This window comes from Streptomyces orinoci (genome assembly GCF_003121295.1).
GTDB lineage: Bacteria > Actinomycetota > Actinomycetes > Streptomycetales > Streptomycetaceae > Streptomyces > Streptomyces orinoci.
In genome coordinates this window covers 139,862-165,627 of record NZ_PHNC01000008.1, presented here as the reverse complement: position 1 = coordinate 165,627, position 25,766 = coordinate 139,862, and the positions used below count along the sequence as shown (strand labels likewise).

The 25,766-nt window shown below is 73.6% G+C and carries 21 protein-coding genes and 1 pseudogene; 14 read left to right on the top strand and 8 right to left on the bottom strand.

What is annotated here, in order from left to right:
* Nucleotides 1-5: 5 nt before the first annotated feature.
* The 5 genes and pseudogenes from CV755_RS06155 to CV755_RS37075 all read left to right on the top strand — a co-directional run.
* Entirely contained in the window at nucleotides 6-1,106 is a 1,101-nt protein-coding gene (locus CV755_RS06155; RefSeq protein ID WP_109279139.1) for a 2Fe-2S iron-sulfur cluster-binding protein, read from the top strand.
* 110 nt (nucleotides 1,107-1,216) lie between these two features.
* A complete protein-coding gene (locus CV755_RS06150) occupies nucleotides 1,217-2,029 on the top strand; it encodes a tryptophan 2,3-dioxygenase (protein ID WP_109279138.1) in 813 nt (270 codons plus the stop codon).
* On the top strand, nucleotides 2,022-2,846 hold the full coding sequence (locus CV755_RS06145) for an alpha/beta hydrolase family protein (protein WP_109279137.1): 825 nt from the start codon (nucleotides 2,022-2,024) through the stop codon (nucleotides 2,844-2,846). The genes CV755_RS06150 and CV755_RS06145 overlap by 8 nt, the downstream gene beginning before the upstream one ends.
* A gap of 2 nt (nucleotides 2,847-2,848) precedes the next feature.
* A complete protein-coding gene (locus tag CV755_RS06140) occupies nucleotides 2,849-4,099 on the top strand; it encodes a kynureninase (protein WP_109279136.1) in 1,251 nt (416 codons plus the stop codon).
* A 100-nt stretch (nucleotides 4,100-4,199) separates the two neighbouring features.
* Nucleotides 4,200-4,382: pseudogene (locus CV755_RS37075) on the top strand (BlaI/MecI/CopY family transcriptional regulator); the annotation flags it as partial.
* On the opposite strand, the gene CV755_RS06130 reads toward CV755_RS37075, so the two are convergent.
* The 4 genes from CV755_RS06130 to CV755_RS06115 form a co-directional block, all read right to left on the bottom strand.
* Nucleotides 4,342-6,108 carry a phospholipase C gene (locus CV755_RS06130; RefSeq protein ID WP_109279134.1) on the bottom strand — a complete coding sequence of 589 codons (1,767 nt, stop codon included), beginning with the start codon at nucleotides 6,106-6,108 and terminating at the stop codon, nucleotides 4,342-4,344. The pseudogene CV755_RS37075 and the gene CV755_RS06130 sit on opposite strands and share 41 nt — an antisense overlap.
* A gap of 28 nt (nucleotides 6,109-6,136) precedes the next feature.
* On the bottom strand, nucleotides 6,137-7,363 hold the full coding sequence (efeB, locus tag CV755_RS06125; protein ID WP_109279133.1) for an iron uptake transporter deferrochelatase/peroxidase subunit: 1,227 nt from the start codon (nucleotides 7,361-7,363) through the stop codon (nucleotides 6,137-6,139).
* Nucleotides 7,360-8,565, bottom strand: coding sequence for an EfeM/EfeO family lipoprotein (locus CV755_RS06120; RefSeq protein WP_241561003.1), 1,206 nt, complete (start codon nucleotides 8,563-8,565; stop codon nucleotides 7,360-7,362). The genes efeB and CV755_RS06120 overlap by 4 nt, the downstream gene beginning before the upstream one ends.
* Before the next feature lie 310 nt (nucleotides 8,566-8,875).
* Entirely contained in the window at nucleotides 8,876-9,565 is a 690-nt protein-coding gene (locus tag CV755_RS06115) for a nuclease-related domain-containing protein (RefSeq protein WP_161968602.1), read from the bottom strand.
* Between the two features lie 194 nt (nucleotides 9,566-9,759).
* On the opposite strand from CV755_RS06115, the gene CV755_RS06110 reads away from it, so the two are divergent.
* From CV755_RS06110 to CV755_RS06100, 3 genes are all read left to right on the top strand, one after another.
* Nucleotides 9,760-10,353: a DUF4142 domain-containing protein gene (locus CV755_RS06110; RefSeq protein ID WP_109279130.1), complete on the top strand. Its 594-nt coding sequence runs from the start codon at nucleotides 9,760-9,762 to the stop codon at nucleotides 10,351-10,353.
* 166 nt (nucleotides 10,354-10,519) lie between these two features.
* A complete protein-coding gene (locus CV755_RS06105; protein ID WP_109279129.1) occupies nucleotides 10,520-11,311 on the top strand; it encodes a TIGR04222 domain-containing membrane protein in 792 nt (263 codons plus the stop codon).
* 159 nt (nucleotides 11,312-11,470) lie between these two features.
* Nucleotides 11,471-13,042: an alpha/beta hydrolase gene (locus CV755_RS06100; protein WP_109279128.1), complete on the top strand. Its 1,572-nt coding sequence runs from the start codon at nucleotides 11,471-11,473 to the stop codon at nucleotides 13,040-13,042.
* A 79-nt stretch (nucleotides 13,043-13,121) separates the two neighbouring features.
* On the opposite strand, the gene hemQ is transcribed toward CV755_RS06100, so the two are convergent.
* Both hemQ and hemG read right to left on the bottom strand, forming a co-directional pair.
* The gene (gene hemQ, locus CV755_RS06095) at nucleotides 13,122-13,835 is read right to left on the bottom strand and encodes a hydrogen peroxide-dependent heme synthase (protein ID WP_109279127.1); all 714 of its coding nucleotides are present in this window, start codon (nucleotides 13,833-13,835) and stop codon (nucleotides 13,122-13,124) included.
* Between the two features lie 5 nt (nucleotides 13,836-13,840).
* The gene (gene hemG, locus CV755_RS06090; RefSeq protein ID WP_109279126.1) at nucleotides 13,841-15,265 is read right to left on the bottom strand and encodes a protoporphyrinogen oxidase; all 1,425 of its coding nucleotides are present in this window, start codon (nucleotides 15,263-15,265) and stop codon (nucleotides 13,841-13,843) included.
* Nucleotides 15,266-15,383: 118 nt separating this feature from the next.
* Between hemG and CV755_RS06085 the strand changes: the two genes are divergently transcribed.
* Nucleotides 15,384-16,580: a thiolase family protein gene (locus CV755_RS06085; RefSeq protein ID WP_109279125.1), complete on the top strand. Its 1,197-nt coding sequence runs from the start codon at nucleotides 15,384-15,386 to the stop codon at nucleotides 16,578-16,580.
* A 151-nt stretch (nucleotides 16,581-16,731) separates the two neighbouring features.
* Here CV755_RS06085 and hemE read toward each other — a convergent pair whose 3' ends face one another.
* A complete protein-coding gene (gene hemE, locus CV755_RS06080; protein ID WP_109279124.1) occupies nucleotides 16,732-17,796 on the bottom strand; it encodes a uroporphyrinogen decarboxylase in 1,065 nt (354 codons plus the stop codon).
* An 89-nt stretch (nucleotides 17,797-17,885) separates the two neighbouring features.
* Here hemE and CV755_RS06075 point away from each other — a divergent pair, with 89 nt between their 5' ends.
* From CV755_RS06075 to CV755_RS06055, 5 genes are all read left to right on the top strand, one after another.
* Entirely contained in the window at nucleotides 17,886-18,542 is a 657-nt protein-coding gene (locus tag CV755_RS06075) for a DUF3000 domain-containing protein (RefSeq protein WP_109279123.1), read from the top strand.
* A gap of 202 nt (nucleotides 18,543-18,744) precedes the next feature.
* Nucleotides 18,745-19,404: a response regulator transcription factor gene (locus CV755_RS06070; RefSeq protein ID WP_109279122.1), complete on the top strand. Its 660-nt coding sequence runs from the start codon at nucleotides 18,745-18,747 to the stop codon at nucleotides 19,402-19,404.
* An 85-nt stretch (nucleotides 19,405-19,489) separates the two neighbouring features.
* Nucleotides 19,490-20,764 carry an HRDC domain-containing protein gene (locus CV755_RS06065; protein WP_109279121.1) on the top strand — a complete coding sequence of 425 codons (1,275 nt, stop codon included), beginning with the start codon at nucleotides 19,490-19,492 and terminating at the stop codon, nucleotides 20,762-20,764.
* Nucleotides 20,765-20,959: 195 nt separating this feature from the next.
* On the top strand, nucleotides 20,960-22,180 hold the full coding sequence (locus CV755_RS06060; RefSeq protein WP_109279120.1) for a thiolase family protein: 1,221 nt from the start codon (nucleotides 20,960-20,962) through the stop codon (nucleotides 22,178-22,180).
* A complete protein-coding gene (locus CV755_RS06055; RefSeq protein ID WP_109279119.1) occupies nucleotides 22,177-24,309 on the top strand; it encodes a 3-hydroxyacyl-CoA dehydrogenase NAD-binding domain-containing protein in 2,133 nt (710 codons plus the stop codon). Before CV755_RS06060 ends, CV755_RS06055 begins: the two co-directional genes overlap by 4 nt.
* A 281-nt stretch (nucleotides 24,310-24,590) precedes the next feature.
* Here the strand turns inward: CV755_RS06055 and CV755_RS06045 are convergent, their stop codons facing one another.
* A complete protein-coding gene (locus tag CV755_RS06045; RefSeq protein WP_109279117.1) occupies nucleotides 24,591-25,682 on the bottom strand; it encodes a PLL family lectin in 1,092 nt (363 codons plus the stop codon).
* Between the last annotated feature and the right edge of the window lie 84 nt (nucleotides 25,683-25,766).

Here is a 25,766-nt window from a genome sequence, read left to right as displayed (position 1 = left end):
TCGCGATGACGACTGTTGCCGGTATCGAGCACGGCACCCGGCGCCCCACCGGCTGGCACCGGCTGCGGGTGGCGGGGCTGGCGCACCTCACCGAGGACGCCGTGGCCGTCACCCTGGAGGTTCCCGCGCCGCTGGCCGGGGTCTTCGCCCACCGGGCCGGGCAGCACATCACCGTACGGCACCAGGTCAACGGCCGGAAACTGCGCCGCAGTTACTCGGTGTGCCCGCGCCCGGGGGACCGTGCCGGGCTGCGGCTGGTGGTCAAACGGCTGGGTCCGGGCGGCTTCGCCGAGTACGCCACCACCCGGCTGGCCGTCGGCGACACCCTTGAACTGGCGCCGCCCATCGGCGAGTTCCGGCTGGCGAACCGGCCGGGCGCGCACCATGTGATGATCGCCGCGGGCAGTGGCATCACCCCGCTGCTGAGCATGGCGGCGGCGGCCCTGGAGGACGACCCCGCATGCCGGGTCTCCCTGGTGCACGCCGGCCGGACCTCCGGCTCGGCCCTGCTGGCCGACGAGGTGGCCGACCTCAAGGACGCCTTTACCGGCAGATTCTTCCCGCTGCACATCCTCAGCCGGGAGACCCGCGAGGCCGAGCTGCTCTCCGGGCGGATCGACGAGGACCGGCTGCCCCGGCTGCTGGCCCTGCTCGACGCCGAGCCGGAGGAGGACACCCACTTCTATCTCTGCGGGCCCTTCGCCCTGGTGGAGTCGGTACGCACGGCGCTGGCCCGCTGGGGCGCGGACCCCGCCCATATCCGCTTTGAGCTCTTCTCCGCCGCCGACGCCCAACTGCCGCCCGTACCAAGGGAGTCCGGGGTACGGCCGGGACGGATCACGGCGCGCCTGGGCGGCCGGACCACCGTGGCGGCCATGGCACCCGGCGACCGGGTGGTGCTGGACGCGGTGCTGCGGGCCCGGCCGGAGACCCCCTACTCCTGCCGTGACGGGCTGTGCGGCAGCTGTCGCGCCAAGGTGGTGCGCGGTTCGGTCGTCCTGGACCGGCAGTACGCGCTGGGCGAGGCGGAGCTGGCGGCGGGCTACACGCTGGCATGCCGGGCCCGGCCGGAGTCGGACGAGATCGGCCTCGACTTCGATGTGTAAGTGACGTGGCCGCGGGCCGGTCCGGGCCGGCCCGCGCCCACGCGGCGGAGCCGCATGACGCATACGCCCCGCGCCCCAGTCAAGGGGCGCCCCCGATATCCGGAGGCCCGATGACCGACATACCCGACCTGCGGTTCGAGGGAAAGACGCCCTATGAGGAGTACGTCCACGCCTCGGTGCTGGCCTCGCTCCAGCAGCCGCTGACCAATGACCCCAATGAGATGTCGTTCCTGGTCACCACCCAGGTGATGGAGCTATGGCTCCGGCTGCTCGTCCATGAGTGGCGCGCCGCCCGGGACGCCCTGGCCAAGGACGACCATGAGGCGGCCATGGACGCCCTGCGGCGCAGCCTCAGCGCGCACCAGGCCCTCAATGACTCCTGGCGCCCGCTGGCGAAGCTGACGCCCGCCCAATTCAACGGCTTCCGGGCCGCGTTCGGCCATGCCTCGGGCTTTCAGTCGGCGCAGTACCGGCAGATGGAGTTCCTGCTCGGGGAGAAGTCCCGCTCCATGGTGCAGCCGCACCGGGGGCATACGGCGGTCCGCGAGGCCCTGGAGGAGACCCTGGCCGAGCCCTCGCTCTATGACGAGGTGCTGCGCTATCTGCACCGGCGCGGGCTTCCGGTGCCCGAGCATGTCCTTGAGCGGGATGTGACCGAGGCGTATACGCCGGACCCCGGGGTGGAGGAGGCCTGGCGGCGGATCTACGCCGGTCCGCAGCACGATCCGCTGGTGGCGCTGGCCGAACTCCTCACCGATATCGCCGAGTCGGTGCTGCGCTGGCGCAGCGACCACCTGCTGGCCACCCGCCGCGCCATGGGCGCCAAGTCCGGCAGCGGCGGCTCCCCCGGCGTAGCGTGGCTGGAGAAGCGCGCCGCGCGTTCCGTGTTCCCCGAGCTCTGGACGGCCCGTAGTCATGTCTGAGACCACCCGCACCATTTCGGAGTTCGCGGCGGAGGAGGAGCGCCGGGTGCTGAGCCTGAAGCCGGTGCTGGCGCCGGTGCACGGCAAATACGGCGACCATCCGCACCAGGTGTACGACCTCTGGCCGGCCGAGAACGCCGACGGGTCGCCCGCACCGCTGGTGATGCTGCTGCACGGCGGCTACTGGCGCTATGACCGGATGCATCTGACGCCGTTCGCCGCGTACTTGGCGAAGCACGGGTTCACCACCGTGCTGCCCGGTTTCCGCCGCTCCGGCGGCGCGGGCGGCTATCCGATGACCTTTGACGACATTGCGCTGGCCGTGGACACCATCCCCGAGGGCCGGCCCTTTGTGCTGGCCGGCCACTGCTCGGGCGGCCATCTGGCGCTGTGGGCGGCGGCACGCCGGCTGCTGCCGGCCGACTCGCCCTGGTTCACCAAGCAACTGCCGTCCGCCGTCCTGGCCCTGGCCCCGCTCACCGATCTGACCGCGACCATCCGGGACGGGCTGAGCGAGGACGCCGCCCTGCAACTCCTCGGCGGCCAGGGCCTGGTGGCCGAGCGGCTGCCGCTGGTGGACCCGCTGACCCTGCTGCGCGGCGCGGGCACCACCGGGGTGCCCACGGTGGTGCTGCACGGCGCGGCGGACGAGGAGGTCCCGCTGGGCCAGTTCGCCGACTATCTGGCCGTCCACCGGGACGCGGAGCCGGTGGTGCTGCCCGGCACGGGCCACTACACCCTGATCGAGCCGGGCTCCGAGGCGAGCCGCTCGGTGATCGAGGTCCTGGCCCGGCTGACCCGGACCTGGCAGGAGTGAGCATGACCGCCGAGACTTCCCTCACCGCCCGCGCGGCGGCCCTGGACGCGGCCGACGCCCTCGCTCCGCTGCGGGACCGCTTTCTGCTCCCCGAGGGCGTCATCTATCTGGACGGCAACTCGCTGGGCGCGCTGCCGGCGGCGGTGCCCGAGGCGATGACGGACGCCGTCCACCGGCAGTGGGGCACCGGTCTGATCCGGTCCTGGAACGACAACGCCTGGTGGCAGGCGCCCCAGCGGGTGGGTGACGCCATCGGCCGGCTGATCGGCGCCGCCCCCGGCCAGACGCTGGCCGGGGACTCCACCAGCGTCCAGCTGTTCAACGCGCTGGCGGCGGCGGCCCGGATGCGTCCGGACCGCCCGCTGCTGGTGACGGACCCGGGACACTTCCCCACCGACCAGTACATCGCGGACGCGGTGGCCCGGCTGCTGGGCCTTCGGGTCCACCGGGTCGCCCCCGGCGAACTCCCCGGCTTTCTGGCCGCGGAAGGCTCCCGGGTGGCGGTGGCCGGGTACGCGCCGGTGGACTACCGCACCGGCGAGCTCCATGACATGGCCGCCATCACCGGGGCCGTCCAGGAGGCGGGCGCGCTGATGGTGTGGGACCTGTGCCATGCGGCGGGCGCGCTGCCGCTGGAGGTGGACCGGCTGGGCGTGGACCTCGCCGTGGGCTGCGGCTACAAATTCCTCTCCGGCGGCCCCGGCGCCCCGGCGTTCCTCTATGTCGCCGCCCGCCACCAGGCGGCCTTCGACCATCCGCTGACCGGCTGGAACGGCCATGCCGACCCCTTCGGCCTGGGCGGCGACTACACCCCGGCGGCGGGCATCGCCCGCGCCCGTATCGGCACCCCGCCCATCCTCTCGCTGCTCGCCCTGGAAGCCGCGCTGACCGCCTTCGACGGTGTGGACCTGGCGCGGGTGCGGGCCAAGAGCCTGTCCCTGACGGGCTTCCTGCTGGACTGCGCCGAGGCGCTGCTGGCCGGACTGGGCTTCACCGCGGTGACCCCCCGGGAACCGGAGCGGCGCGGCAGCCAGGCGGTGCTGCGGCACCCGGAGGCGTACGCACTGGTGCGGGCGCTGGCCGAGCGGGGCGTCCTCGGCGATATGCGCGCCCCGGACCTGCTGCGGTTCGGGATCAACGCGCTGTACCTCTCGCACCGCGAGGTGCTGGCGGCGATGTGCGCCCTGCGGGACGTGGCACGGGAGGGGGAGCACCGCCAGGAACGTTTCCGCCGCCGCTCCCCGGTGACCTGAGCGGCACCCCCGGCGCTGCGCTCACGGCGGTAAGGGACGCTCTGCCCGTACACTCGGGTACCGACTTTTCCCGCCCCGGACAGCTAAGGACCCAGACGAGATGCGATCGGGCACGACCGGTGTGGTGACACGGCTTCGGCGGCGCGCCAGCGGATCGCTGGAGTGCGAGGTGCTGGCGACTCTGCAGCGGGCCGGGGTGCCGCTCACCCCGCGCGAGGTGCAGAGCGAGCTGACGGGGGAGCTCACCTACTGCACGGTGCTGCGGATCCTGTCCCGCCTGCACGGCAAGCGGGTGCTGCGCCGGGTGCCGCGGGGGCGGTCCTACGCGTATGCGCCGGAGCGCACGCCGGAGCGCACCGGGTAGCGGTTCCGGGCGCCCCGCGCCCCTGGTGGGCCACCGAACCGTCAGGGTTGAGGAACAGCCGCCCCGCCCTGGGGCGGGTGAAGTCGAAGAGGTTCGCCAGCGTGCCGGCCCTCGCGTCGAAGGACTCCCCGCCGAGGCGCCCCAGCCCCCAGTTGTCCTCGATAAAGCGCAGGACCGAGGTCTGCTCGGTCGGCGTGTGATCCACCGCACCGGCCCGGCTGTAGGGCGAGATGACCAGCAGCGGCAGCCGGGGCCCGGGCCCGCAGCGGCCCTGCTGTCCGCCGGCCGGTGCCGGACCCGTCCGGCAGGCGGGGGCGTCCAGCGCCCGGCCGCCCGGCCCCCGGGAAGTGATCCGGGAGCCGTTCAGCGGCCGCGCATAGGCGTGGTCGTACCAGCCGTCGGAGTCGTCATAGGCGATCACCACGGCGGTGTCCCGCCACTGCGGCGAGCGCTGGATCCGGTTGAGCCACTCGACCAGGAAGTGCTGTTCGTCGATGGGGTCCGAGTAGCCCGCGTGCCCGTCCTGGTACGCGGCGGCCTTGAGGAAGCTCACCGCGGGCAGCCGCCCGCCGCGCAGCGCGGTGTCGAAGTCGGCCAGGTCGTAGGCGTGGTTGGCGGGCCCGGAGTGGCCGATCTCGGCCGGGGAGGCCGGGGGCAGATGGTGCGGGTTGGCGGTGGAGCGGTAGTACTGGAAGGGCGCGTGGTGCGGAATGTAGTCGATCACCTCGGCCCCGCCGAGGTTGGTGTGGGTACGGCCCGAACAGCGGGCGTAATGTCCGGCCCGCCCGTCCCAGGGGCTGCTGGGCCGGAACCCGCCCTGGAACCAACCCCAGCTGATGCCATGGGAGTTGAGCAGGTCTCCGATATTGCGGCCGCGCAGGGCGGCCAGCGCGCCACGGCCGGTGTGGTCGCCGCCGGAGCAGTCGTCATAGGCGGGGTCGGGGTCGCCCAGCAGGGTGCCGGTGCCCTTGGCGTCGGGGGCGGCCACCACCGAGGGGTCCGGCAGGCGGGTCTGCCGGGGGTGTTCGGTGCCCGAGCGCGGGTCGGTGGAGACCACCCCATGGGTCCGGCCGGAGACCAGGTTGACGGCGCCGGGGGTGGAGGGACCGTAAGTGGTGCCGAAGGAACGGTCGTTGAGGGCGTAGTGCTGGGCGTAGTTCCACAGCGCGGTGACGGTGTTGCCGTCGTAGTAGTCCATCACCAGCCCCGGTTCGCCGAAGAGCGGGGCCGAGCACCGGCCGGAGCCGGTGTTCTGCACATAGCGGTCGGCGGCCCCGCCGTGCGCGGCGTACTGCTCGGGGCCGTAGGAGTGGTTCTGGTCACAGGTCATGGCCTGCCCGGCGCCCAGCCGCCGGGGCGGGTACTGGTTGGGGTTGCGGACCAGCAGCCCGGCGGTGCGCAGATTGTCGATCTCCACAGGGGTGGTGGCCCGGGGGACGAACGGGGTGCCGTCGGTGTTGGCGGCGCGGGGGTAGGTGGCGAAGTAGTGGTCGAAGGAGACATTCTCCCCGAAGATCACCACCAGGTGCTTCACCGGGGTCGTGGTCCGGGCCGGGATCTCGGCCGGGGCGTCGGCCGGGGCCAGCGCGGTCGCTCCCAGTACGGCCAGGGCGGCGAGCACCGCGCCGGTTCTGCTGCCGTTCATGCGCCCTCTCGCTCTCTTTGACGCTGGGTCAGGTGGGGTGGACAAGGCCGCGTCCGAACCAGTCGGCGCCGTCCCGCACTCCGGGCAGCGCGAAGAAGTAGCCGCCGCCGAAGGGGGTGATGTAGTCGGTCAACGGCTCGCCCGCCAGGCGGCGTTGGACGGCCGCGAACTGCCGCTCGGGGTCCTGCTGGTAGCAGCAGAAGAGCATGCCCGCGTCCAGTTCGCCCGCCGCGTCCACGCCCCGGTCGTAGTTGTAGGAGCGGCGCAGCAGCCGCTGGTCGCCGCCGGCCGGGGTGCGCGGGTTGGCCAGCCGGATATGGCTGTCCAGCGCGATCACCTCGCCCTTGGGGTCCCGGGCGTAGTGCGGCGGATCGTCCTCCCGGTCACCGTCCAGCGGGGCGCCGGAGTCCCGCTGGCGGCCCAGGATCCGTTCCTGTTCGGCGAGCGGGATACGGTCCCAGAACTCCAGGCGCATCCGGATCAGCCGTACCACCAGATAGCTGCCGCCATCCGCCCAGGCGGGCTCGCCGGAGTGCGGTCCGGCCCATACCAGCCGGTCCATCAGCCGGGCGTCGCGCACCTCGGGGTTGGCGATGCCGTCCTTGAAGCCGAAGAGGTTGCGGGGGGTGCCGCTGGGGCGGGGCGGGGCGGTGAAGCCGTCCAGGCGCCAGCGGATCTGCATGGCGCCCCGGGTGTGGCGGGTGAGGTCGCGCAGGGCGTGCAGCACGATGTCCGGGCTGTCGGCGCACAGTTGCAGGCCCAGGTCGCCATGGCACCAGGCGGGATCGAGATCGTCATCGGGGAAGACCGGCATGGCGCGCAGCCGGCGCGGGGCGCGGGCGGCCAGTCCGAAGCGGTGGTCGAACAGCGAGGCGCCCAGGGACAGGGTGAGGGACACCGGGGTCCGCGGCGCCAGGTCCGGGCCGAGCAGCCCGGAGTCGGCGGGCGGGGCGGTGATACCGGCCGGGTCCGGGGCCCGGCCGGCGGTCAGCAGCCGGGCCCGTTCGGTCAAGGTGCGCAGCAGTTCGGCAAGTTCGGCCCGGTTGCCGGCGGTGACATCCAGGGCGGTGAAGGCGGTGCAGCGGGCGGGCGGGGTGAGTACGGCCGCCTGGTGCCGCCCATGGAACGGCGGCGGGCCGGGCGGCCGCCCGGCGAGCGGGGCGGGCAGCGGGGCGGGAACCGGGTCAGGGAGCGCGGCGGGGAGCGCGGCGGCGGCCACCCCGTGGAGGAAGCCGCGGCGGGGTACCGGGCTCATGCCGCCCTCCGTACCGCGCACACTGCGGCGACCTCGGCCAGCCGCTCCACCAGATCCCCGAAGTCGGCGTCCAGCCGCCGGTGTTGGGCGTGCTCCAGGTCCCGGCGGGTACGGGCCAGACGGCGCCGGAGCTCCGCAAGGCCCGGGTAGCGGGTGCGCAACAGCGGCACCAGTGGCTCCAATACCCGCTCGGTGGCGTCGAGTTGGGCGCCAGCGGTGGCCCGTCCGGTGCCGCTGCCGTAGTCGGTGCGGCCGGCGAGCTCCAGGTGCAGGGTGTCCTCCGGGATTTCCTGGACGCGGCGCACCAGGGCTTCCGGGGCAGGCCGGGTCTGGTCCCAGGTCCGGCCCAGGGCCCGGACGTCGGCGTCCAGCCGGGCGGCACAGCGGCGCAGGGCAGGGCCGTCCTCGCCGTGCCACAGCCCGTACTCCAGGCGGTGGAAGCCGGTGAAGCGGGGGTCATGGACGCCGCCGGGCAGGCCCGCCGTGGTGCCGTCCACGGCCCGCCCGGCCGCGCCGAAGGCGCCATAGGCGCCGCCCAGGCGGGCATAGCCGAGGTGGGCGGTGAGCCAGGCGCGGCGGGCGGCGGCCCGGTCGCCATGGTCGATCGCGGTGCGCAGGGCGGCGGTGGCCCGGGCGAGCCCGGCCAGTTGCCGGGCGGTCCAGCGCTGGTAGTCCAGGGTGGCCGGAATGAGCTCGGCCCGGGTGACGGGGCGGGCGGCGGGGCCCGGTGCGGCATGACCGCCGAGGCGCACCACGGGGCCGGTGACGGCATCGCCGTCCTCCGGCAGGCAGGCGAAGGCATAACTTCCGGCCCCCAGCCGGACGCGCAGCGGGCGGGTGGTGCCGGGGGCGACGCCCTCCACCTCGCCATAGACCGCTCCGGTGCGGGGGTCGGTGAGCCGGGCGTCCACCGGGACGGCGGCGCCATTGCGCAGGGCGAACCGCTGGGGGCCGGGGCGGGGGTGCTGCCAGCCGGTGCCGCAGGTGCCGGGGGTGATGTCCACGGTGTCTTGGGCGTCCACAGTGTCTTTGGCGTCCACCGTGGGTGCGGTGCCTGTCGTGGCCGTCGTGTCTGCCGTGGCCGCCGTGGTGGCTGGGGGCTTGCCCGGCGGACGGGCCGGGGCGGCGCAGGTGGCGAGCGCCAGCAGGGCGAGGGCCAGGGCGCGGCGACGGCCCGCCCGGCGCCCGGGCGACCCCGGCACCCTCCCGGCACCCGCTCGCATAGCCGGCCTCCCGCTTTCGACGGCCCGATCCGGCCGTCATGCTAGGGGGTCCGACAGCTCATCTGACGGTATGTCACCCGTTCGGCCGGGCCGGGCATCGTCTTCACGCCCGGGCCGTCATGGGCTGGTCGCGCCCCCGCGGCGGAGCCGCACCATGTGTACGCCCCGCGCCCCAGGGCGCGGGGAACTGCGCGAGCAACCACCGTCGCCCCGCGGACTACCACGCACCCCACGCCCAAAGGGCGCTTTCAGGGGCGAGGGGCTGCCACAAACGACCCGCCCCGGCCCGTCACCCCCACAGCCACACCCGGCGGTTGCGGGCCACCGTGTGGATGCGGTCCACCCGTTCCGGGCGCAGCACCCCGCCCAGCGTGCCCAGGGCGGGCAACTGGTGGCGGGTGAGCACCCGGACGTCCTCCGGCGCGGCCGACACATCCGGGCGGGCGGTGCCGACCAGCACCACCACCGCCCGTACCGGCACCGGGAACCCGCAGCCCTGGGAGAGCACCTGGGCCGCGCGGGCCGCGTTCTGCCGGGCGCGGCGCAGGCTGGGGCGTGGGTCCCGTTCACCGGGGACGTACAGCAGCTCGGCGTCCACGCTCACCCGGGCCCGGCGCACCGGCTCGGCGCCGATGCCGAAGACACCGCCGGGGCCGATCAGCAGATGGGCGATGCGCGCGTCGCCGGGGAGCGCGATGGAGTGCAGCACCTCCCAGCCGCCGGGAGTGAGCTCCTCCAGGGCCGTACCCACCTGCTGTTCGGCGGCCAGCAGGCGGCGCCAGTGGTCCTGTACCGGCCGGTGGCCCAGCAGCCGGGCCAGGGCCAGGGCGGGCCGGGAGCGCGGGTCGGCGTCCAGCCGGACGCGCAGGGTCTCGCCGGGGCGGTTGGGGGCCAGATCGTCGTCCGGAGGCAGGAAGAGCCGTTCCGGGTCGTACCCCTTGCCGTTGGCGCCGCTCTTCCCCTTCGGCCGCTCTCGCACGCCATCACCCCCATGCGCCATCTTGCCGCAGTGGAGCGGGAACCAACCCGGCCCGCCGTCCGTTCACCGTACGAGGCCCCGCGACGTCCCCCCGATCGCGGGGCCTCACCAGAGCCGGTCCCGGGCCGGCTGCGCCAAAGCCGCCCGGGGAGCGGTGCGGGGCGGCTAGCGTGCGGTGCGCACTAGGAGGCCCCATGCGCTCTGGCATACGTACCGGCGCCGGCACCGGGCTGATCGCCATCGCCCTGCTGGCCACCGCGGCCGCGCTGCTGTTCCCCGTCTGGTCCTACCGGGACCGCACCGGCACCGATCCGGCCGCCGGCCTCACCGCGCGGACGGCGGCCACCCGCTATGGCCCGCTGTCCGCCGCCGACCGGTACTTCGTCATCCGGCTGCGCCAGGACGGCCGCTGGCAGCTGCCCGCCGAGCGGCGGGCCGGACGGCAGGGCGGCACGGCCGCGGTGCGGCGGGCCGGGGAGCGGCTGGCCGAGGCCGGCGACGCCCTGGACCGGCACACCGACCGCACCGCTGACCGCCTGGGCCTGCCCCTTCCCGACCGTCCCTCCGCCGCCCGGCGCGCCACCCTGGCCCGGCTGGCCGGAGCGCACGGGGCCGCCTTCGACCACGAGTTCCTGACCTCCCTGCGCCGGTCCCAGGGCGAGCTGTTCACCCTGACCGGCCGCATCCGCGCCGCCACCCACAACACGGCCATCCGCGAACTCTCCGAAGACGCGAACCAGACCCTCCTGGACAACCTGCGCACCCTGGATTCCACCAGCACCCCTTGAGGGGCCCGGCCTCCGCGAGGCGCAAAACCGGCCCGCCGCACGGGCACGACCAGCCACCCACACCACGCTCCCGGAAACGCAACCCCCGGCGGTCCGGCGGCAGTTGGGCCGCGCCATTCGGAGGGAACCCGCTGCGCCGGCGGGTCCGGCGGCGTAGAACACCCCTATGTGGGTCGTCCTTCTGCTGGCCGCCTGGGCGGCAGTCCTGCCCTCCTGCGGACGCCTGTGCCGAGCGGCTGCCGCCGCCGCAGCCATAACCGGAACCACCGCGGGCGACCGCGCCCCCGCCCCGCCGCTGACCCTGTATGAGACGGCATACCTCGCCGGCGGCCCGCAACGAGTCACCGACCTCCTGCTGACCGCCATGTCCCGCCGGCGCCGGCTGCTGCTGGCCCACACCGGCTGGGCGACCGTGATCGACCCGGACGGCCAGGACGACCTGGACGACCTGGAGCGCTCACTGATCCGCGCGATCGGCCCGGACGGCCAGTCCCCCGTGTCCCGGGTACGGGCCGAGCACCGGCGCACCGCGGCGATGACGGCGCTCGCGGACCGGCTGACCGCGGCCGGTCTCGCGGTGCCCGCCCAGCACCGCCGGGAACAGGCCGCGGCGGTCGGCCAGATGCGTGGCGCCTGCGCCCTTGTCCTGGCCACCGGCGCGGCGGCGGTGCTGACCCTGCCGCCGGGCGAGGCACGCGGCCAGGCGGCCGGCTGGTTCGCACTGCCGCTGGTGCTGACCGCCGGCTGTCTGGCGCTGGCGCTGTTCGACGCCCCTCCGCACACCCGCTGGGCCTCCCCCGCCGGGCAGCGGCTGCTGGCCGAGGCGGCCACCCGGCCCCGTACCACCGACGCCGAGCAGGACGTGCTCATCCTCCTCGCGATACGCGGCCACCGGGCCGTAGCCGACCCGGGACTGCGCGCCGCACTCGCCACCCGGCCTCACCGGCAACGGATTTGAGCCGCTTCCCGGCCCGCTCCGCAACCCGTTTCCGGATCGGTCACCCGCAAGTGTCCGTTAGCGGACCATTGCGGCCGATCCGGCGAGGCGGTGCTTTACTTCACCAACCCCCCGATCAAATATCCCTTTTGTCGCATCGGACAGGAAGGGACACCCTCAGTGAGAGCAGCAGCCCTGTACGGAACCGTCGGATCCTTGATCCTCACCGGGCTCACCGCCCTCACCGCCCCTCCCGTGCACAGCACCCAACCCGGCTTTCTGTCCCCGGACAGCCCCGCCGAGGCCCGTGGCGTGGCCGTGGCCGCCGAGCGGGCCGCCGAACGGGGCGTGGACTTCCGCTCCTGCCCCGCCGCCGAGGGGCTGCCCGCCTCCGTCCGGTGCGGCACCGTCTCCGTACCCCTGGACTACAGCCGCCCCAATGGCAAGCAGATCTCCCTCACCGTCAGCCGCGGCCGGGCCACCGGCGGCCGCTCGGAGTATCAGGGCGCGCTGTTCTTCAACCCCGGCGGCCCCGGCGGCTCCGGCATGATCTTCCCACTGCTGGCCGGGCTCTCCTCCTGGCGCAAGCTGGCCGAGGCCTATGACTTCATCGGCTACGCCCCGCGCGGCGTCGGCCGCTCCGCCCCCCTCTACTGCGCCGAGCCCGGCACCATCGACAAGGCGCCGAGCGACTCCCCCGAACACCCCTCGGCCGCCTACAAAAAGCACCGGCGCGACCAGGCCCGGGACTACGCCCGGGGCTGCCTCCGCAAGGCCGGGAACGATCTGCGGTTCTTCAACAGCCTCAACAACGCCCGGGACTTGGACGTCCTGCGGGCCGCGCTGGGCGAGCGGCAGCTGAACTTTGTCGGGGCCTCCTACGGCACCTACTTCGGGGCCGTCTACGCCACCCTCTTCCCCGGGCACGTACGCCGGATGGTCTTCGACAGCGTGGTCAACCCGGACCCGCGCAAGATCTGGTACCAGAACAACCTCGACCAGTCCGCCGCCTTCGAGCGGCGCTTCGCCGACTGGCGCCGCTGGGCGGCCAAGCACGACTCCCTCTACCACCTGGGCGGCAATGAGCGGCAGGTGCTGGAGTCCTATGAGAAGGCCATCGAGCGGCTGGGCCGCAGGGCGGCGGGGGGCAGGGTGGGACCGGCCCAGCTGCAGTCGGTCCTGCTGCGGGCCGGCTACACCGACAGCGGCTGGGCCCCGGCGGCCCGGATGCTGGGCGCCTATCTGCGCGGGGACGACCGGGCGCTGGTGGCGGCCGCCGCGCCGGACCCGGCGGGGGCCCGCTCGGCGGAGAACGGCAACGCCGTCTACACCGCCGTGGAGTGCAATGACGCCCCCTGGCCGCGGTCCTGGAAGGTCTGGGACCGGGACAATGACCGGCTCGCCCGCCGGGCGCCCTTCGAGACCTGGAACAACGCCTTTATGAACCTGCCCTGCGCCTTCTGGCAGGAGCCCCGGCAGCGCCCGCTGGACATCAGGGCGGGCCGGGCCCTGCCGCCCACCCTGCTGCTGGCCGCCGAACGGGACGCGGCCACGCCCTACCAGGGCGCGCTGGAACTGCACCGCCGGCTGTCCGGATCGTCACTGGTCACCGAGCGGAACGCGGGCACCCATGGCATCGGCGGCGGCCCCAACACCTGTGTGAACCGCTACTTCGAGGACTACCTGCTCAATGGCAGGCTCCCCGGACGCCGGGCGAGCTGCGCGGGCCGTCCGGAGCCCAAGGCGACCTGAGCGCCGGACAGCGCCAAGACAGCGCGAAGGGGCCGGTTTCCACCGGCCCCTTCGCGCTGCCGTCGGCCTCTCGGAAGCCTCAGGCCAGCGAGTCCACCAGCTCGGCCACCGGCTTGCGGCGGCCGGTGAAGAACGGCACCTCCTCGCGGACATGCATCCGCGCCTCCGACGCCCGCAGATGGCGCATCAGGTCCACGATCCGGTACAGCTCATCGGCCTCGAAGGCCAGGATCCACTCATAGTCGCCCAGCGAGAACGAGGCCACCGTGTTGGCCCGCACATCGGGGTAGCCGCGGGCCATCTTGCCGTGGTCGGCCAGCATCCGGCGCCGGTCCTCGTCGGGCAGCAGGTACCAGTCGTAGGAGCGGACGAAGGGATAGACCGAGACATAGTCGCGGGGCGTCTCGTCGGCCAGGAAGGCCGGGATGTGCGACTTGTTGAACTCGGCCGGACGGTGCAGCGCCATGTTGGACCACACCGGCTCGAGCGCCCGTCCGAAGCGGGTGCGGCGGAAGCGGTTGTACGCCTCCTGCAGCGCGTCCGAGGTCTCCGAGTGCCACCAGATCATGATGTCGGCGTCGGCCCGCAGCCCGGAGAGGTCATAGGTGCCGCGCACCGTGACGTCCTCCTTGGCGAGCTGCGCGAAGAGCTCCTCGACCTCCTCGGCGTAACCCGAGCGGTTCTCGGGCAGGACCTCGCGCAGCTTGAACACCGACCAGAGGGTGTAGCGGATGACCTCATTGAGGTCCTTGGCCTTCTTGCCGGCATTCGGGATCTTGTGGGCGTCAGTCATGGTCTCTATTCTCCTCCCTCGCCGGCGGTGCCCTCCGCCAGGGTGGCGAGCAGCTCATCGGCGGCACGGTGGGCGGCGGCGATACAGGCCGGGATGCCCACGCCGTCGTAGTGGGCGCCGCACACCCGCAGGCCGGGCAGTGCGGCGACGGCGTCCCGGATCCGGGCGACCCGCCGCAGATGGCCCACCGGGTACTGGGGCAGCCCGCCGTACCAGCGGGTGACCCGGCTGCGCAGCGGCCGGGCGGCCAGCCCCACCGCCTCGCCCAGGTCCTTCAGCGACAGGTCCACCAGCTCGGCGTCCTCCCGCTCCAGGTCGGCCTCGTCCCCGTAGCGGCCCAGCGAAGTGCGCAGCACAAAGACATCCGGGTCGGCCGAGGCGATCCAGCCCCACTTGTTGGCGGCGAAGGTGGACGCCTTGATCTTCCGGCCGTCCACCGGGGGCACCAGGAAGCCGCTGCCGTCCAGCAGATGGGCCACCTCGGAGCGGCGGAAGGCCAGGGTGACCAGCGCCATGGAGGCGTACTCCACGGCGGCCAGCTCCCCGGCGGCGGCCGGGGCCGTTGTGTCCAGCAGCCGGGCGGCGGCCCCGGCCGGGGTGGCCAGCACCACCGCGTCGGCGGTCAGATACGCGTCGCCCAGGTCCAGCCGCCAGCCCCCGGGGAGCCGGGTGAGGGCGCGTACCGGGGCACCGGTACGGATCTCGCCGCCCGCCCGGCGCACCGCCTCGGCGACCGCCAGCGGCAGCCGGCCGACGCCGCCGTCGATGCCCATGAACACCGGGCCGCCGCGGGCGGGCGCGGCGGCCTGCACCGCGCGTACCGCCTCGGTCAGCGAGGGGTGGCGGCGGGCGGCCGCGAACAGGGCGGGCACCGCCGCCCGCATGGAGATCCGGTAGGCGTCGCCCGCGTACACCCCGCCCAGCAGCGGCTCCACCAGGCGGTCCACCACCTCGCGGCCGAACCGCTCGGCGACCAGGGCGCCAATGGCCACGTCCTCGCCCAGCTCGGTGCCCGGCAGCTCGGTCTCCCGGGCCATCCGCGCCAGGCCCGCCTCGGAGATCACTCCGGAGGCGGCCAGCGGGGCCAGGTCGCCGGGGACGCCCATCAGATGGCCCTGGGGCAGCGGCCGCAGCCCGCCCCGGGTCCACACCCGGGCCCCGGCGGCGGCGGGCGGCTGGAGGCTGTCCGCCAGGCCCACCGCGCGGGCCAGCTCCACCGCCTCCGGGCGGCGGGCCAGCATGGCCTCGGCGCCCAGGTCCACCGGCACACCCGCGATCTCGCCGGCCAGCAGCTTGCCGCCCAGGCGGGTCTCGCTCTCCAGCACGGTGACCTCGGCGCCGCCCGTCACCAGGCGGTACGCCGCCGCCAGGCCCGAGATGCCACCGCCGATGACGGCCACCCGGGGCCGGTGAGGGTGCGCTGCGTTCATGGCCCCACTGTCTCAGACCGCCGGAAACCGGCCGTCGGCACCCCATTGACAGCCCCTCGCCGGGCGCAAAGACTCGCCGCCAGCGCGATCAACGGCCCCGAGCGTTTACGGAGACCCCATGAACGACCGCATCCGGGATGTGTACATCGTCGATGCCGTCCGTACCCCGGTCGGCAAGTACGGCGGCGCGCTGGCCTCGGTACGGCCCGACGACCTGGCCGCGCATGTCCTGGGCGCCCTGGTCGGCCGGTCGCCCGCGCTGGACCCGGCCCGGATCGACGATGTGGTGCTGGGCAATGCCAATGGGGCGGGCGAGGAGAACCGCAATGTGGCGCGGATGGCGGTGCTGCTGGCCGGGCTTCCGGTGTCGGTGCCCGGTGCCACCGTCAACCGGCTGTGCGCCTCCGGCCTGGAGGCGGTGGTCCAGGCGTACCGGGCCATCGCCCTGGGCGACGCCTCGGTGGTGGTCGCCGGGGGCGTGGAGTCGATGAGCCGCGCCCCCTATGTGCTGGCCAAGCCGGAGCGCGGCTTCCCCGCGGGCCACCAGCAGTTGTTCTCCACCACTCTGGGCTGGCGGCTGACCAACCCCAAGATGCCGCCGCGCTGGACGGTCTCGCTGGGCGAGGGCGCCGAACTGATCGCCGAGAAGCATGGCATCAGCCGGGAGCGGCAGGACGCCTTCGCCCTGGCGAGCCATCAGAAGGCGGCCCGGGCCTGGCGGGAGGGCGTCTACGCGGCCGAGGTGGTACCGGTGCCGGGGGTGGACCTGCCGCGTGACGAGACCATCCGCGACAGCACTTCCGCCGAGGCCCTGGCCAAGCTGAAGCCCGCCTTCCGCACCGAGGGGGGCACGGTCACCGCGGGCAACTCCTCCCCGCTCAACGACGGTGCGGCCGCGCTGCTGCTCTGTGACGAGGAGGGGCTGAGGGCCACCGGCCGGGAGCCCCTGGCCCGGATCCGCGCCTCGGCGGCCACCGGCATCGAGCCCGATCTGTACGGCCTCGGCCCGGTCGAGGCGGTCCGCCGCGCCCTGGCCAAGGCGGGCCGCTCCTTCTCCGACCTGACCCATGTGGAGCTCAACGAGGCCTTCGCCGCCCAGGCCCTGGGCTGCTTCGCCGAGTGGCCGGAGCTGGACCCCGGCATCGTCAACCAGCGCGGCGGGGCCATCGCCATCGGCCACCCCCTGGGCTGCTCCGGCGCCCGGCTGGCGGGCGCCCTGGCCCACCAGCTGGCCGCGGCCGGGTCCGGCGTCGGCCTGGCAGCCCTCTGCATCGGCGTGGGCCAGGGCCAGGCCCTGATCCTGGAACGCGACTAGGCCGCCCCCTAAGGGGCGCGGCGAACTGCGCGACCAGCCACCGACAGCCCGCAGCCGAACACCAAGGGTCGTGGGCAGACGCCGTTTCATCGCCGGGTGCGGCCCGGTGGGGGCCGGTCGCGCAGTTCCCCGCGCCCCCAAAAGACCCGCGCTAGCGCGCCGTCCGCTCGTGGACGTACTCCACCAGGTGCGTCAGCGCCTGCGGGTCGGTGTCCGGCAGTACGCCATGCCCCAGGTTGAAGACATGCCCCTCCAGGCCGCGGGCGGCCCGGAGCACCTCGTCCGTCTTGGCCTCCACCGCGGCCCGCGGAGCGAACAGCACCGCCGGGTCCAGGTTCCCCTGCAAGGCCTTGCCCGGGCCCACCCGCCGGGCGGCCTCGTCCAGCGGAACCCGCCAGTCCACGCCCACCACATCGGCGCCGGCCTCGCCCAGCAGCCCCAGCAGCTCGCCCGTACCCACCCCGAAGTGGATGCGCGGCACGTCATACCCGGCCACGGCGTCGAAGACCTTGGCCGAGGCGGGCATCACCAGCCGCCGGTAGTCGGCGGGGGCCAGCGCCCCGGCCCAGGAGTCGAAGAGCTGCACCGCCGAGGCACCCGCCTCGATCTGCACCTTGAGGAAGGCGGCGGAGATGTCCGCGAGCCGGTCCACCAGCTCGGTCCACAGCTCCGGATCGCCGTACATCAGCGCCTTGGTGTGCTCATGGTTGCGCGAGGGGCCGCCCTCCACCAGATAGCTGGCCAGCGTGAAGGGCGCGCCCGCGAAGCCGATCAGCGGGGTGGCCCCCAGCTCGGCGGTGAGCATCCGCACCGCCTCGGTGACATAGGAGACATCCCCGGCCTCCAGCGGCCGCAGCCGCTCAAGGTCGGCGCGGCTGCGGAAGGGCCGCTCCACCACCGGGCCGACGCCCGGCTTGATGTCCAGCTCGATCCCGATGGCCTTGAGCGGCACCACGATGTCGCTGTAGAAGACCGCCGCGTCCACATTGTGGCGGCGCACCGGCTGCAGGGTGATCTCGGTGACCAGCTCCGGCCGCATACAGGAGTCCAGCATCGCGATGCCCTCGCGCACCTTGCGGAACTCGGGCAGCGAGCGCCCGGCCTGGCGCATGAACCACACCGGTGTGTGCGGCACGGGCTCGCGCCGGCACGCCCTCAGAAACGCCGAATCGTGTGCCGCGGTGCGACCCGTCTGCTGCTGGCTGCGCTCACTCATGTCCCAAATCTTCGCACGGGCCGAACGAGTGACCCGCCGTGTGGTGTCCCTACCTGGAACCGCGGGCGCTTCCGCCTAGTCTTCCGGGCATGGCTGCGGCGCACGGACACCACTCGGACGGTCCGGACGACGTGGGTGGGGAGGGTTCCCCGTCCGTCTTCCGGCAGGCGGTCGCCGGTCTGCAGGGTGTGCTCCTGCGGCCGGAGATCGAGCTCGACGCGACCCCGCCGCCCCAGCGGCTCGCCCCGTACTCCTACGCGCTGGAAGCGGCGGTCGTGGTGGACGACCAGGAGCTGGCGGACGGGCGGCTGATCCTGCTGCACGATCCGGCCGGCCATGAGGCCTGGGGCGGGACCTTCCGGCTGGTGACCCTGGTCCACGCCGATCTGGAGGAGGAGATGGCGGCCGACCCGCTGCTGCCCGAGGTGTGCTGGTCCTGGCTGACCGGGGCGCTGGAGGCGCGCCGGGTGCCCTATGCGGCGCCCAGCGGCACGGTGACCCGGGCCGGTTCGCACTACTTCGGCGGGCTGCGCGAGCGCCGGCCGTCCACCCAGATCGAGATCCGGGCCTCCTGGTCGCCGGTGGAGCCCAAGGGCATCGGCGAGACGCACCCCGCGCCGGACACCGCGGCGCACCTGGCGGCCTGGTGCGATCTGCTGTGCCAGATCGCGGGGCTGCCGCCGGGCGGCGCCCCCGAGGCGGGGATTGTGACGCTCCCTCAGCGGCGGGGGCCACAGAGCCGCTGAGCAGGGCGTCTTCCCCGGACCCGGGACCGGCTCCCGGACCGGACAGTGGTCCGAATTGCCCGAATTGTTACTCACTAATTCGTGATCATTCCCTAAAGCCGGGCGGTTTGACTGCCGAAGGAGCTTGTGACCCTTCCTGTACGGATCGCCCCGGCTTACCCACAAGTCGGCACCCGTCCCCGCCACTCCCCCTGGAGGCCTGGTGTCCGTTCTCCTCGAGCAACCGGCGAGCCTCGCCTACCGCCCGACCAAACCGACCGCCATGGTGGTCGTCGCCGACCCGCGGGTCCGCTCGACCGTCACCCGCCATCTCTGGGCCCTCGGCGTACGCGATGTGATCGAGGCCTCGTCCATCGCCGAAGCCCGCCCCCGCATCGGCAGCCCCCGCGACATCTGCGTGGCCGATGTCCACCTCCCCGACGGCTCCGGCCTGACCCTGCTGTCCGAGACCCGCGCCGCGGGCTGGCCCAACGGCCTGGCCCTGTCCGCCGCCGATGACATCGGCGCGGTGCGCAACGCCCTGGCCGGCGGCGTCAAGGGCTATGTCGTCACCGGCACCCGCACCAACCTCGGCATCCCCGGCCGCCCCGGCCTCTCCCCCATCGGCGCCGCCGCGGCCCGGATGCAGCGCCGCCCGCCCGGTGCACCCGGCCACCCCGGCGGCTACCGGGAACTGTCCGGCCGGGAGGTCGAGGTCTTGCGGCTGGTTGCGGAGGGCCAGTCCAACAAGGCCATCGGCGTCTCCATGGGCCTGTCCGCGCTCACCGTGAAGAGCCACCTGGCCCGGATCGCCCGCAAGCTGGGCACCGGCGACCGGGCCGGCATGGTGGCGGTGGCCCTGCGCACCGGCATCATCCACTGAGCCCGCCGGGCCCGCCGCACCCCCGACGCCCGCCGACGGAACGTTCCGTCGGCGGGCGTCCGGCATCCCCGGATACCCTTGACGGGTGACCGACGCCCAAGAGACCGCAGCAGACCCATCACTGCGAACCCCCGGGGGCGGCCCCCCGGACGACGTCGAAACGGCGCCGATCCCGCTACTGGAGCCACGCGAGGGCATTCCGCCGGTCGCGGCGGACGCCAATGCCCTGGCCAATATCGTGGCCGCCTTCTCGGCCGGCACCGGCCCGGTGGCCGTGGACGCCGAGCGCGCCTCCGGCTACCGCTACGGCCAGCGCGCCTATCTGGTTCAGCTGCGCCGCGACGGCGCCGGGTCCGCCCTGATCGACCCGGTGGGCTGCCCCGACCTCTCCACGCTGGGCGAGGCCATCGCCGACGCCGAGTGGGTGCTGCACGCCGCCACCCAGGATCTGCCCTGTCTGCGGGAGATAGGGATGACGCCCACCCGGCTGTTCGACACCGAGCTGGCCGGGCGGCTGGCCGGTTTCGCCCGGGTGGGGCTCGGCGCCATGGTGGAGAAGGTGCTGGGCTACGCCCTGGAGAAGGGCCACTCCGCCGTGGACTGGTCCACCCGCCCGCTGCCCGAGCCCTGGCTGCGCTATGCCGCGCTGGACGTGGAGCTGCTGGTGGACCTGCGGGACGCGCTGGAGACCGAGCTGGACCGGCAGGGCAAACTCGACTGGGCCCGCCAGGAGTTCGCGGCCATCGCCGCCGCGCCTCCCGCCCCGCCGCGCAAGGACCCCTGGCGCCGCACCTCCGGCATGCACAAGGTCCGCCGCCGCCGGCAGATGGCCGTGGTGCGCGAGCTGTGGACGGTACGGGACCAGATCGCCCGGCGCCGGGATGTCTCGCCCGGCAAGGTGCTGGGGGACGGCGCCATCATCGAGGCCGCGCTCGGCCTGCCCGCCAATGTCAACGCCCTGGCGGCGCTGCCGGGCTTCGGGCACCGGATGGGCCGCCGTCAGCTGGAGCAGTGGCAGGCGGCCATCGACCGGGCCCGGGCGCTGCCGGAGTCGGAGCTGCCGCAGCCGGGCCAGCCGCTGACCGGGCCGCCCCCGCCGCGCGCCTGGGCCGACAAGGACCCGGCCGCCGCCGCCCGGCTGGCCGCGGCGCGGGCCGCGGTGACCGAACTGGCCGAGCGGCTGACCATGCCCCAGGAGAACCTGATCACTCCGGACACGGTGCGCCGGCTGTGCTGGGAGCCGCCCGGCCCGCCCACCGCCGACACGGTGGCCGAGGCGCTCACCGGCTATGGCGCCCGCCCCTGGCAGGTGGAGCAGGTGACCCCGGTACTGGTGAAAGCGCTGACCACGGCCGCCTGACGCGGCCCGGACGCCCTGGCGACGGCCAGGGCGTCCGGCGTATCCGGGGGTACGCCGGGGATGTGACCTTCACCGCGGGGCGGGGGGACTGTGCAGCATGGTTACTCGTAAGTAGCATGACGGTGAGTCCCGCGCCGTGGCGTACCCCGATTCCGGCATGCCCGCGCAGCGATCCGCACCTGGAGGAGAGCCAACGTGCCTCGTACCGCTAGGGATGTCGTCTTTGTCGACGGCGTCCGCACCCCGTTCGGCAAGGCGGGCCCGAAGGGCATCTACCACGAGACCCGCGCCGACGACCTGGTCGTCAAGTGCATCCGGGAGCTGCTGCGGCGCAACCCGGACCTGGACCCGGCCCGGATCGACGAGGTCGCCATCGCCGCCACCACCCAGATCGGCGACCAGGGCCTGACCCTGGGCCGTACCGCGGGCATCCTGGCCGGCCTGCCGCAGTCGGTGCCCGGCTACTCCATCGACCGTATGTGCGCGGGCGCCATGACCGCGGTGACCTCGGTCTCCGGCGGGGTGGCGCTGGGCGCGTACGACATCGCGCTGGCCGGCGGTGTGGAGCACATGGGCCGCCACCCCATGGGCGAGGGCGTGGACCCCAACCCGCGCTTTGTCTCCGAGAAGCTGGTGGACGAGTCGGCCCTGTTCATGGGCATGACCGCGGAGAACCTGCACGACCGCCTGCCGCACATCACCAAGCGGCGCGCCGACGAGTACGCGGTGCGCAGCCAGGAGAAGGCCGCCAAGGCGTACGCCGACGGCAAGATCCAGGCCGACCTGGTGCCGGTCTCGGTGCGCCGTACCTCCCCCGAGGGCGGGGAGACCGGCTGGGGCCTGGCCACCGCCGACGAGCCGATGCGGCCGGGCACCACGCTGGAGGGTCTGCAGTCACTGAAGACCCCCTTCCGTCCGCACGGCCGGGTCACCGCGGGCAACTCCGCCGGTCTCAACGACGGTGCCACCGCCTCCCTGATCGCCGCCGAGGACGTGGCCCGCGAGCTGGGCCTGCCGGTGAAGATGCGCCTGGTGTCGTACGCCTTCGCCGGTGTGGAGCCGGAGGTCATGGGCATCGGCCCGGTGCCGGCCACAGAGAAGGCGCTGGCCAAGGCGGGGCTGTCCATCGAGGACATCGGCCTGTTCGAGATCAACGAGGCCTTCGCGGTCCAGGTGCTCTCGCTGCTGGACCACTACGGGATCGCCGATGACGACCCCCGGGTCAACCAGTACGGCGGCGCCATCGCCTTCGGCCACCCGCTGGCCTCCTCCGGTGTGCGTCTGATGACCCAGCTGGCCCGGCAGTTCGAGGAGCAGCCGCAGGTCCGCTATGGCATCACCTCGATGTGTGTCGGCTTCGGCATGGGCGGCACGGTCATCTGGGAGAACCCCCACTTCGTCGGAGGCACCAAGTGAGCACCACCACCGAGCTGTTGAAGGGTGCGGCCGAGCTGTTCCCGGGCGAGGTCGTCACCCAGGCGCATGTCCGGCACCTGGAACTCCCGCACGGCGCGGGCCGGTTCGCGCTGATCACGCTGGACAACGGCTTCGACCACACCAAGCCGACCACCTTCGGCCCGCAGTCGCTGGCCAACCTGAACACCGCGCTCGACCAGGTCGAGGCGGAGGCCAAGGCCGGCGAGATCGTCGGTGTGGGCATCACCGGCAAGCCGTTCATCTTCGCGGTCGGCGCCGACCTCAAGGGCGTTGAGCTGCTGGCCCGCCACGAGGACGCGCTGGCCATCGGCAAGGGCGGCCACGATGTCTTCAAGCGGCTCTCCGCGCTGGCGGTACCCACCTTCGCGTACTACAACGGCGCGGCCATGGGCGGCGGCGTCGAGGTCGGTCTGCACTGCACCTACCGCACGGTCTCGGCCGCGGTGCCCGCCTTCTCGCTGCCCGAGGTCTTCCTGGGCCTGGTGCCGGGCTGGGGCGGCTGTGCGCTGCTGCCCAACCTGATCGGCGCGGACCGCGCGGTGAGCGTGATCATCGAGAACTCGCTCAACCAGAACCGCCAGCTCAAGGGCAAGCAGGTCTTTGAACTCGGCATCGCGGACGCGCTGTTCGAGGGCGCCGACTTCCTGGAGCGCTCGCTGGACTGGACCGCCTCGGTCCTCCGCGGCGACACCGAGGTGGTACGGGCCGAGGTGGACCGCGGCGAGGCCTGGGACCTGGCCGTGGAGCGCGGCCGGGCCATCGCCGACGCCAAGGTGCACGGTGCGGCCCCCGCCGCCTACCGCGCGCTGGACATCATCTCCGCGGCGAAGAACGGCGACCTGCGCCAGGGCTTCGACGCCGAGGACCAGGCGCTGGCCGACCTCATCATGGGCGGCGAACTGCGCAGCGGCATCTATGCGTTCAACCTGGTGCAGAAGCGCGCCAAGCGGCCGGCCGGGGCGCCGGACAAGTCGCTGGCCCGTCCGGTCACCAAGGTGGGCGTGGTGGGCGCCGGTCTGATGGCCTCCCAGCTGGCGCTGCTGTTCCTGCGCCGCCTGGAGGTGCCGGTGGTGCTCACCGACATCGACCAGGAGCGCATCGACAAGGGCGTGGGCTATGTCCACGGCGAGATCGACAAGCTGCTGGCCAAGGGCCGGATCAACCAGGACAAGGCCAACCGGCTCAAGGGCGCGGTCTCCGGCTCCCTGGACAAGGCCGCCGCCTTCGGTGACGCGGACTTTGTGATCGAGGCCGTCTTCGAGGAGATGGGCGTCAAGCAGCAGGTGTTCGCCGAGGTCGAGGCGGTGGTGCCGGAGCACACCATCCTGGCCACCAACACCTCCTCGCTGTCGGTCTCCGAGATGGCGTCCAAGCTCAAGCACCCCGAGCGGGTGGTGGGCTTCCACTTCTTCAACCCGGTGGCGGTGCTGCCGCTGCTGGAGATCGTGCGCGGCGAGCGCACCGATGACGCGGCGCTGGCCACGGCCTTCGCGGTGGCCAAGTCGCTGAAGAAGACGGCGGTGCTGGTCAAGGACGCCCCGGCGTTTGTGGTCAACCGGATCCTGACCCGCTTCATGGGCGAGATCCAGAACATCATCGACGAGGGCACGCCGATCGAGACCGCGGAGAAGGCCATCGAGCCGCTCGGTCTGCCGATGTCCCCGCTGGTGCTGCTGGAGCTGGTCGGCCCGGCCATCGGTCTGCATGTCTCGGAGACCCTGCACGGGGCCTTCCCGGACCGCTTCAAGGTCTCGCCGAACCTGGCGGCGGTGGTCAAGGCCGGCAAGCGCGGCTTCTATGTCTACGACTCCGGCAAGCCGGAGGTGGACCCGGAGGTGCTGGCGCTGCTGGAGCAGGGCGATGTGGTCCTCACCGAGGAGCAGGTGCGCGACCGGGTGCTGGACGCGGTGGCCCAGGAGATCGGTCTGATGCTGGACGAGGGCATCGTCGCCGAGGCCCAGGACATCGACCTCTGCCTGATCACGGGTGCGGGCTGGCCCTTCCACCTGGGCGGGATCACGCCGTACCTGGATCGGGAGGGTGTCTCGGAGCGGGTCAACGGCAAGCGGTTCCTTGAGCCGGGGGTTGCGAGCGTGCCGGTCGCCTGACGGTGCCGAGTGCTCTGCGGGGCCGCTCGCCATGGGGTTGCACCCCGGGCGAGCGGCCCTTGGCGTTGCGTTGCCGGGTGCGGATCGTCTGTGGCCGCTCGCGCAGTTCCTCGCGCCCCTGGAGGGACGGGGCGCCCCGTTGGGGCGCGGGGAACTGCGCGACCAGCCACGCACGGCCCGCACTGTGAAGACGACGGTGGCGCCCTCTCAGGGGCGCGGGGAACTGCGCGACGAGCCACACACAACCCGCACCCGGCCCGGCGAGGGCAGCGCCCGGGGCGCTAGGCGCGTACCCAGTGCCCCAGGGACAGCCCCCGCTCGCCCGCCCGCTGGCGGGCCACCCGCAGGGCGCCGTCGGCGCCCAGGGCCGCCAGCACGATCAGGCCCTGCGCGTCCAGGGCCAGAGCGGGAGCACCCACGCACTCCTCGCCGGTTTCGGACCACTCGGCCAGCGCCGGGCTCTCCCCGGTCGGGTACGCGGCCACAGCGGGCAGGCCGGAGGCGGCGCGCTGGGCGAGGACGGTGCAGTCCTGGCCGTCGATGGGGGTGCGCAGCACCGCCACCGGCCCGGTGCCGCCATGTGCCAGGGAGCCCAGCGGCGCGGGGCCGGGCCGGGCCTCGGCGTCCGGATCGGCCGCCGGGTCGGGGGTATGGACAAACAGCCGCCCATCCGCCGCCGCCCGCCAGAAGTGCGCCAGGCGGCCGCCGCCCACCGGTGCCACGGCCGATGAACCAGCCAGCGGCTTGGCCGCGATATTGCGCACCCGGCGCAGCTCCCCGCCCGGCTGCTCCTGCCGCCAGCTCTGGACAAAGCCGTCGGTCAGGGCGAGCAGCTCCACCCGGCCGTTCTCATCGGCGGCCGCCGAGAGGGTGTCCAGGACATTGCTGCCCTTCATATCGGTCCAGGGCCCCCAGACGCCCTTGGCGTCCTGGGCCCGCCCGCACACCCCGCCGCCGGCGTTGCGGATGAAGACCCGCAGGCCGGTGGCGTCCACCACGGCGGTGGGTGCGCCGATCTTCGCGGCCCGGTCCCAGTCCTGGCCGTAGGGGGTGCCAATGGACCGCCAGGGGGTCGGCGCGCGGCCGGACTGGAACTGGGTGGCGTAGACGACCTCGGTGATGGTGCGCCCGTCATCGGCGGTCCGGGTGCGCACCCCGGTGAGGTACACATAGCCCTTGGAGGTCTGCGATATGGACAGACAGGGCTCCAGGCCGGGCACCACCAGCTGCTCCGGCCCGCTCCATTCCGGGCCGCCGGGCCGGGTCTCCGTCCAGCGCAACAGGCCGCCTTCGGCGGGCGCGTAGGCCGTCAGCCGGCCGTCCTTTCCCCGCATCAACCAGCCGGTGGTGGGGGTGGCCGTCCGCACTGCCATGACTCGCTGCCAGCCTTCCTCGCGGGCCAATTCCGCATTCCGCGGAGCCGTTTCATCGACATTTTCCGACCCACGACGATAACA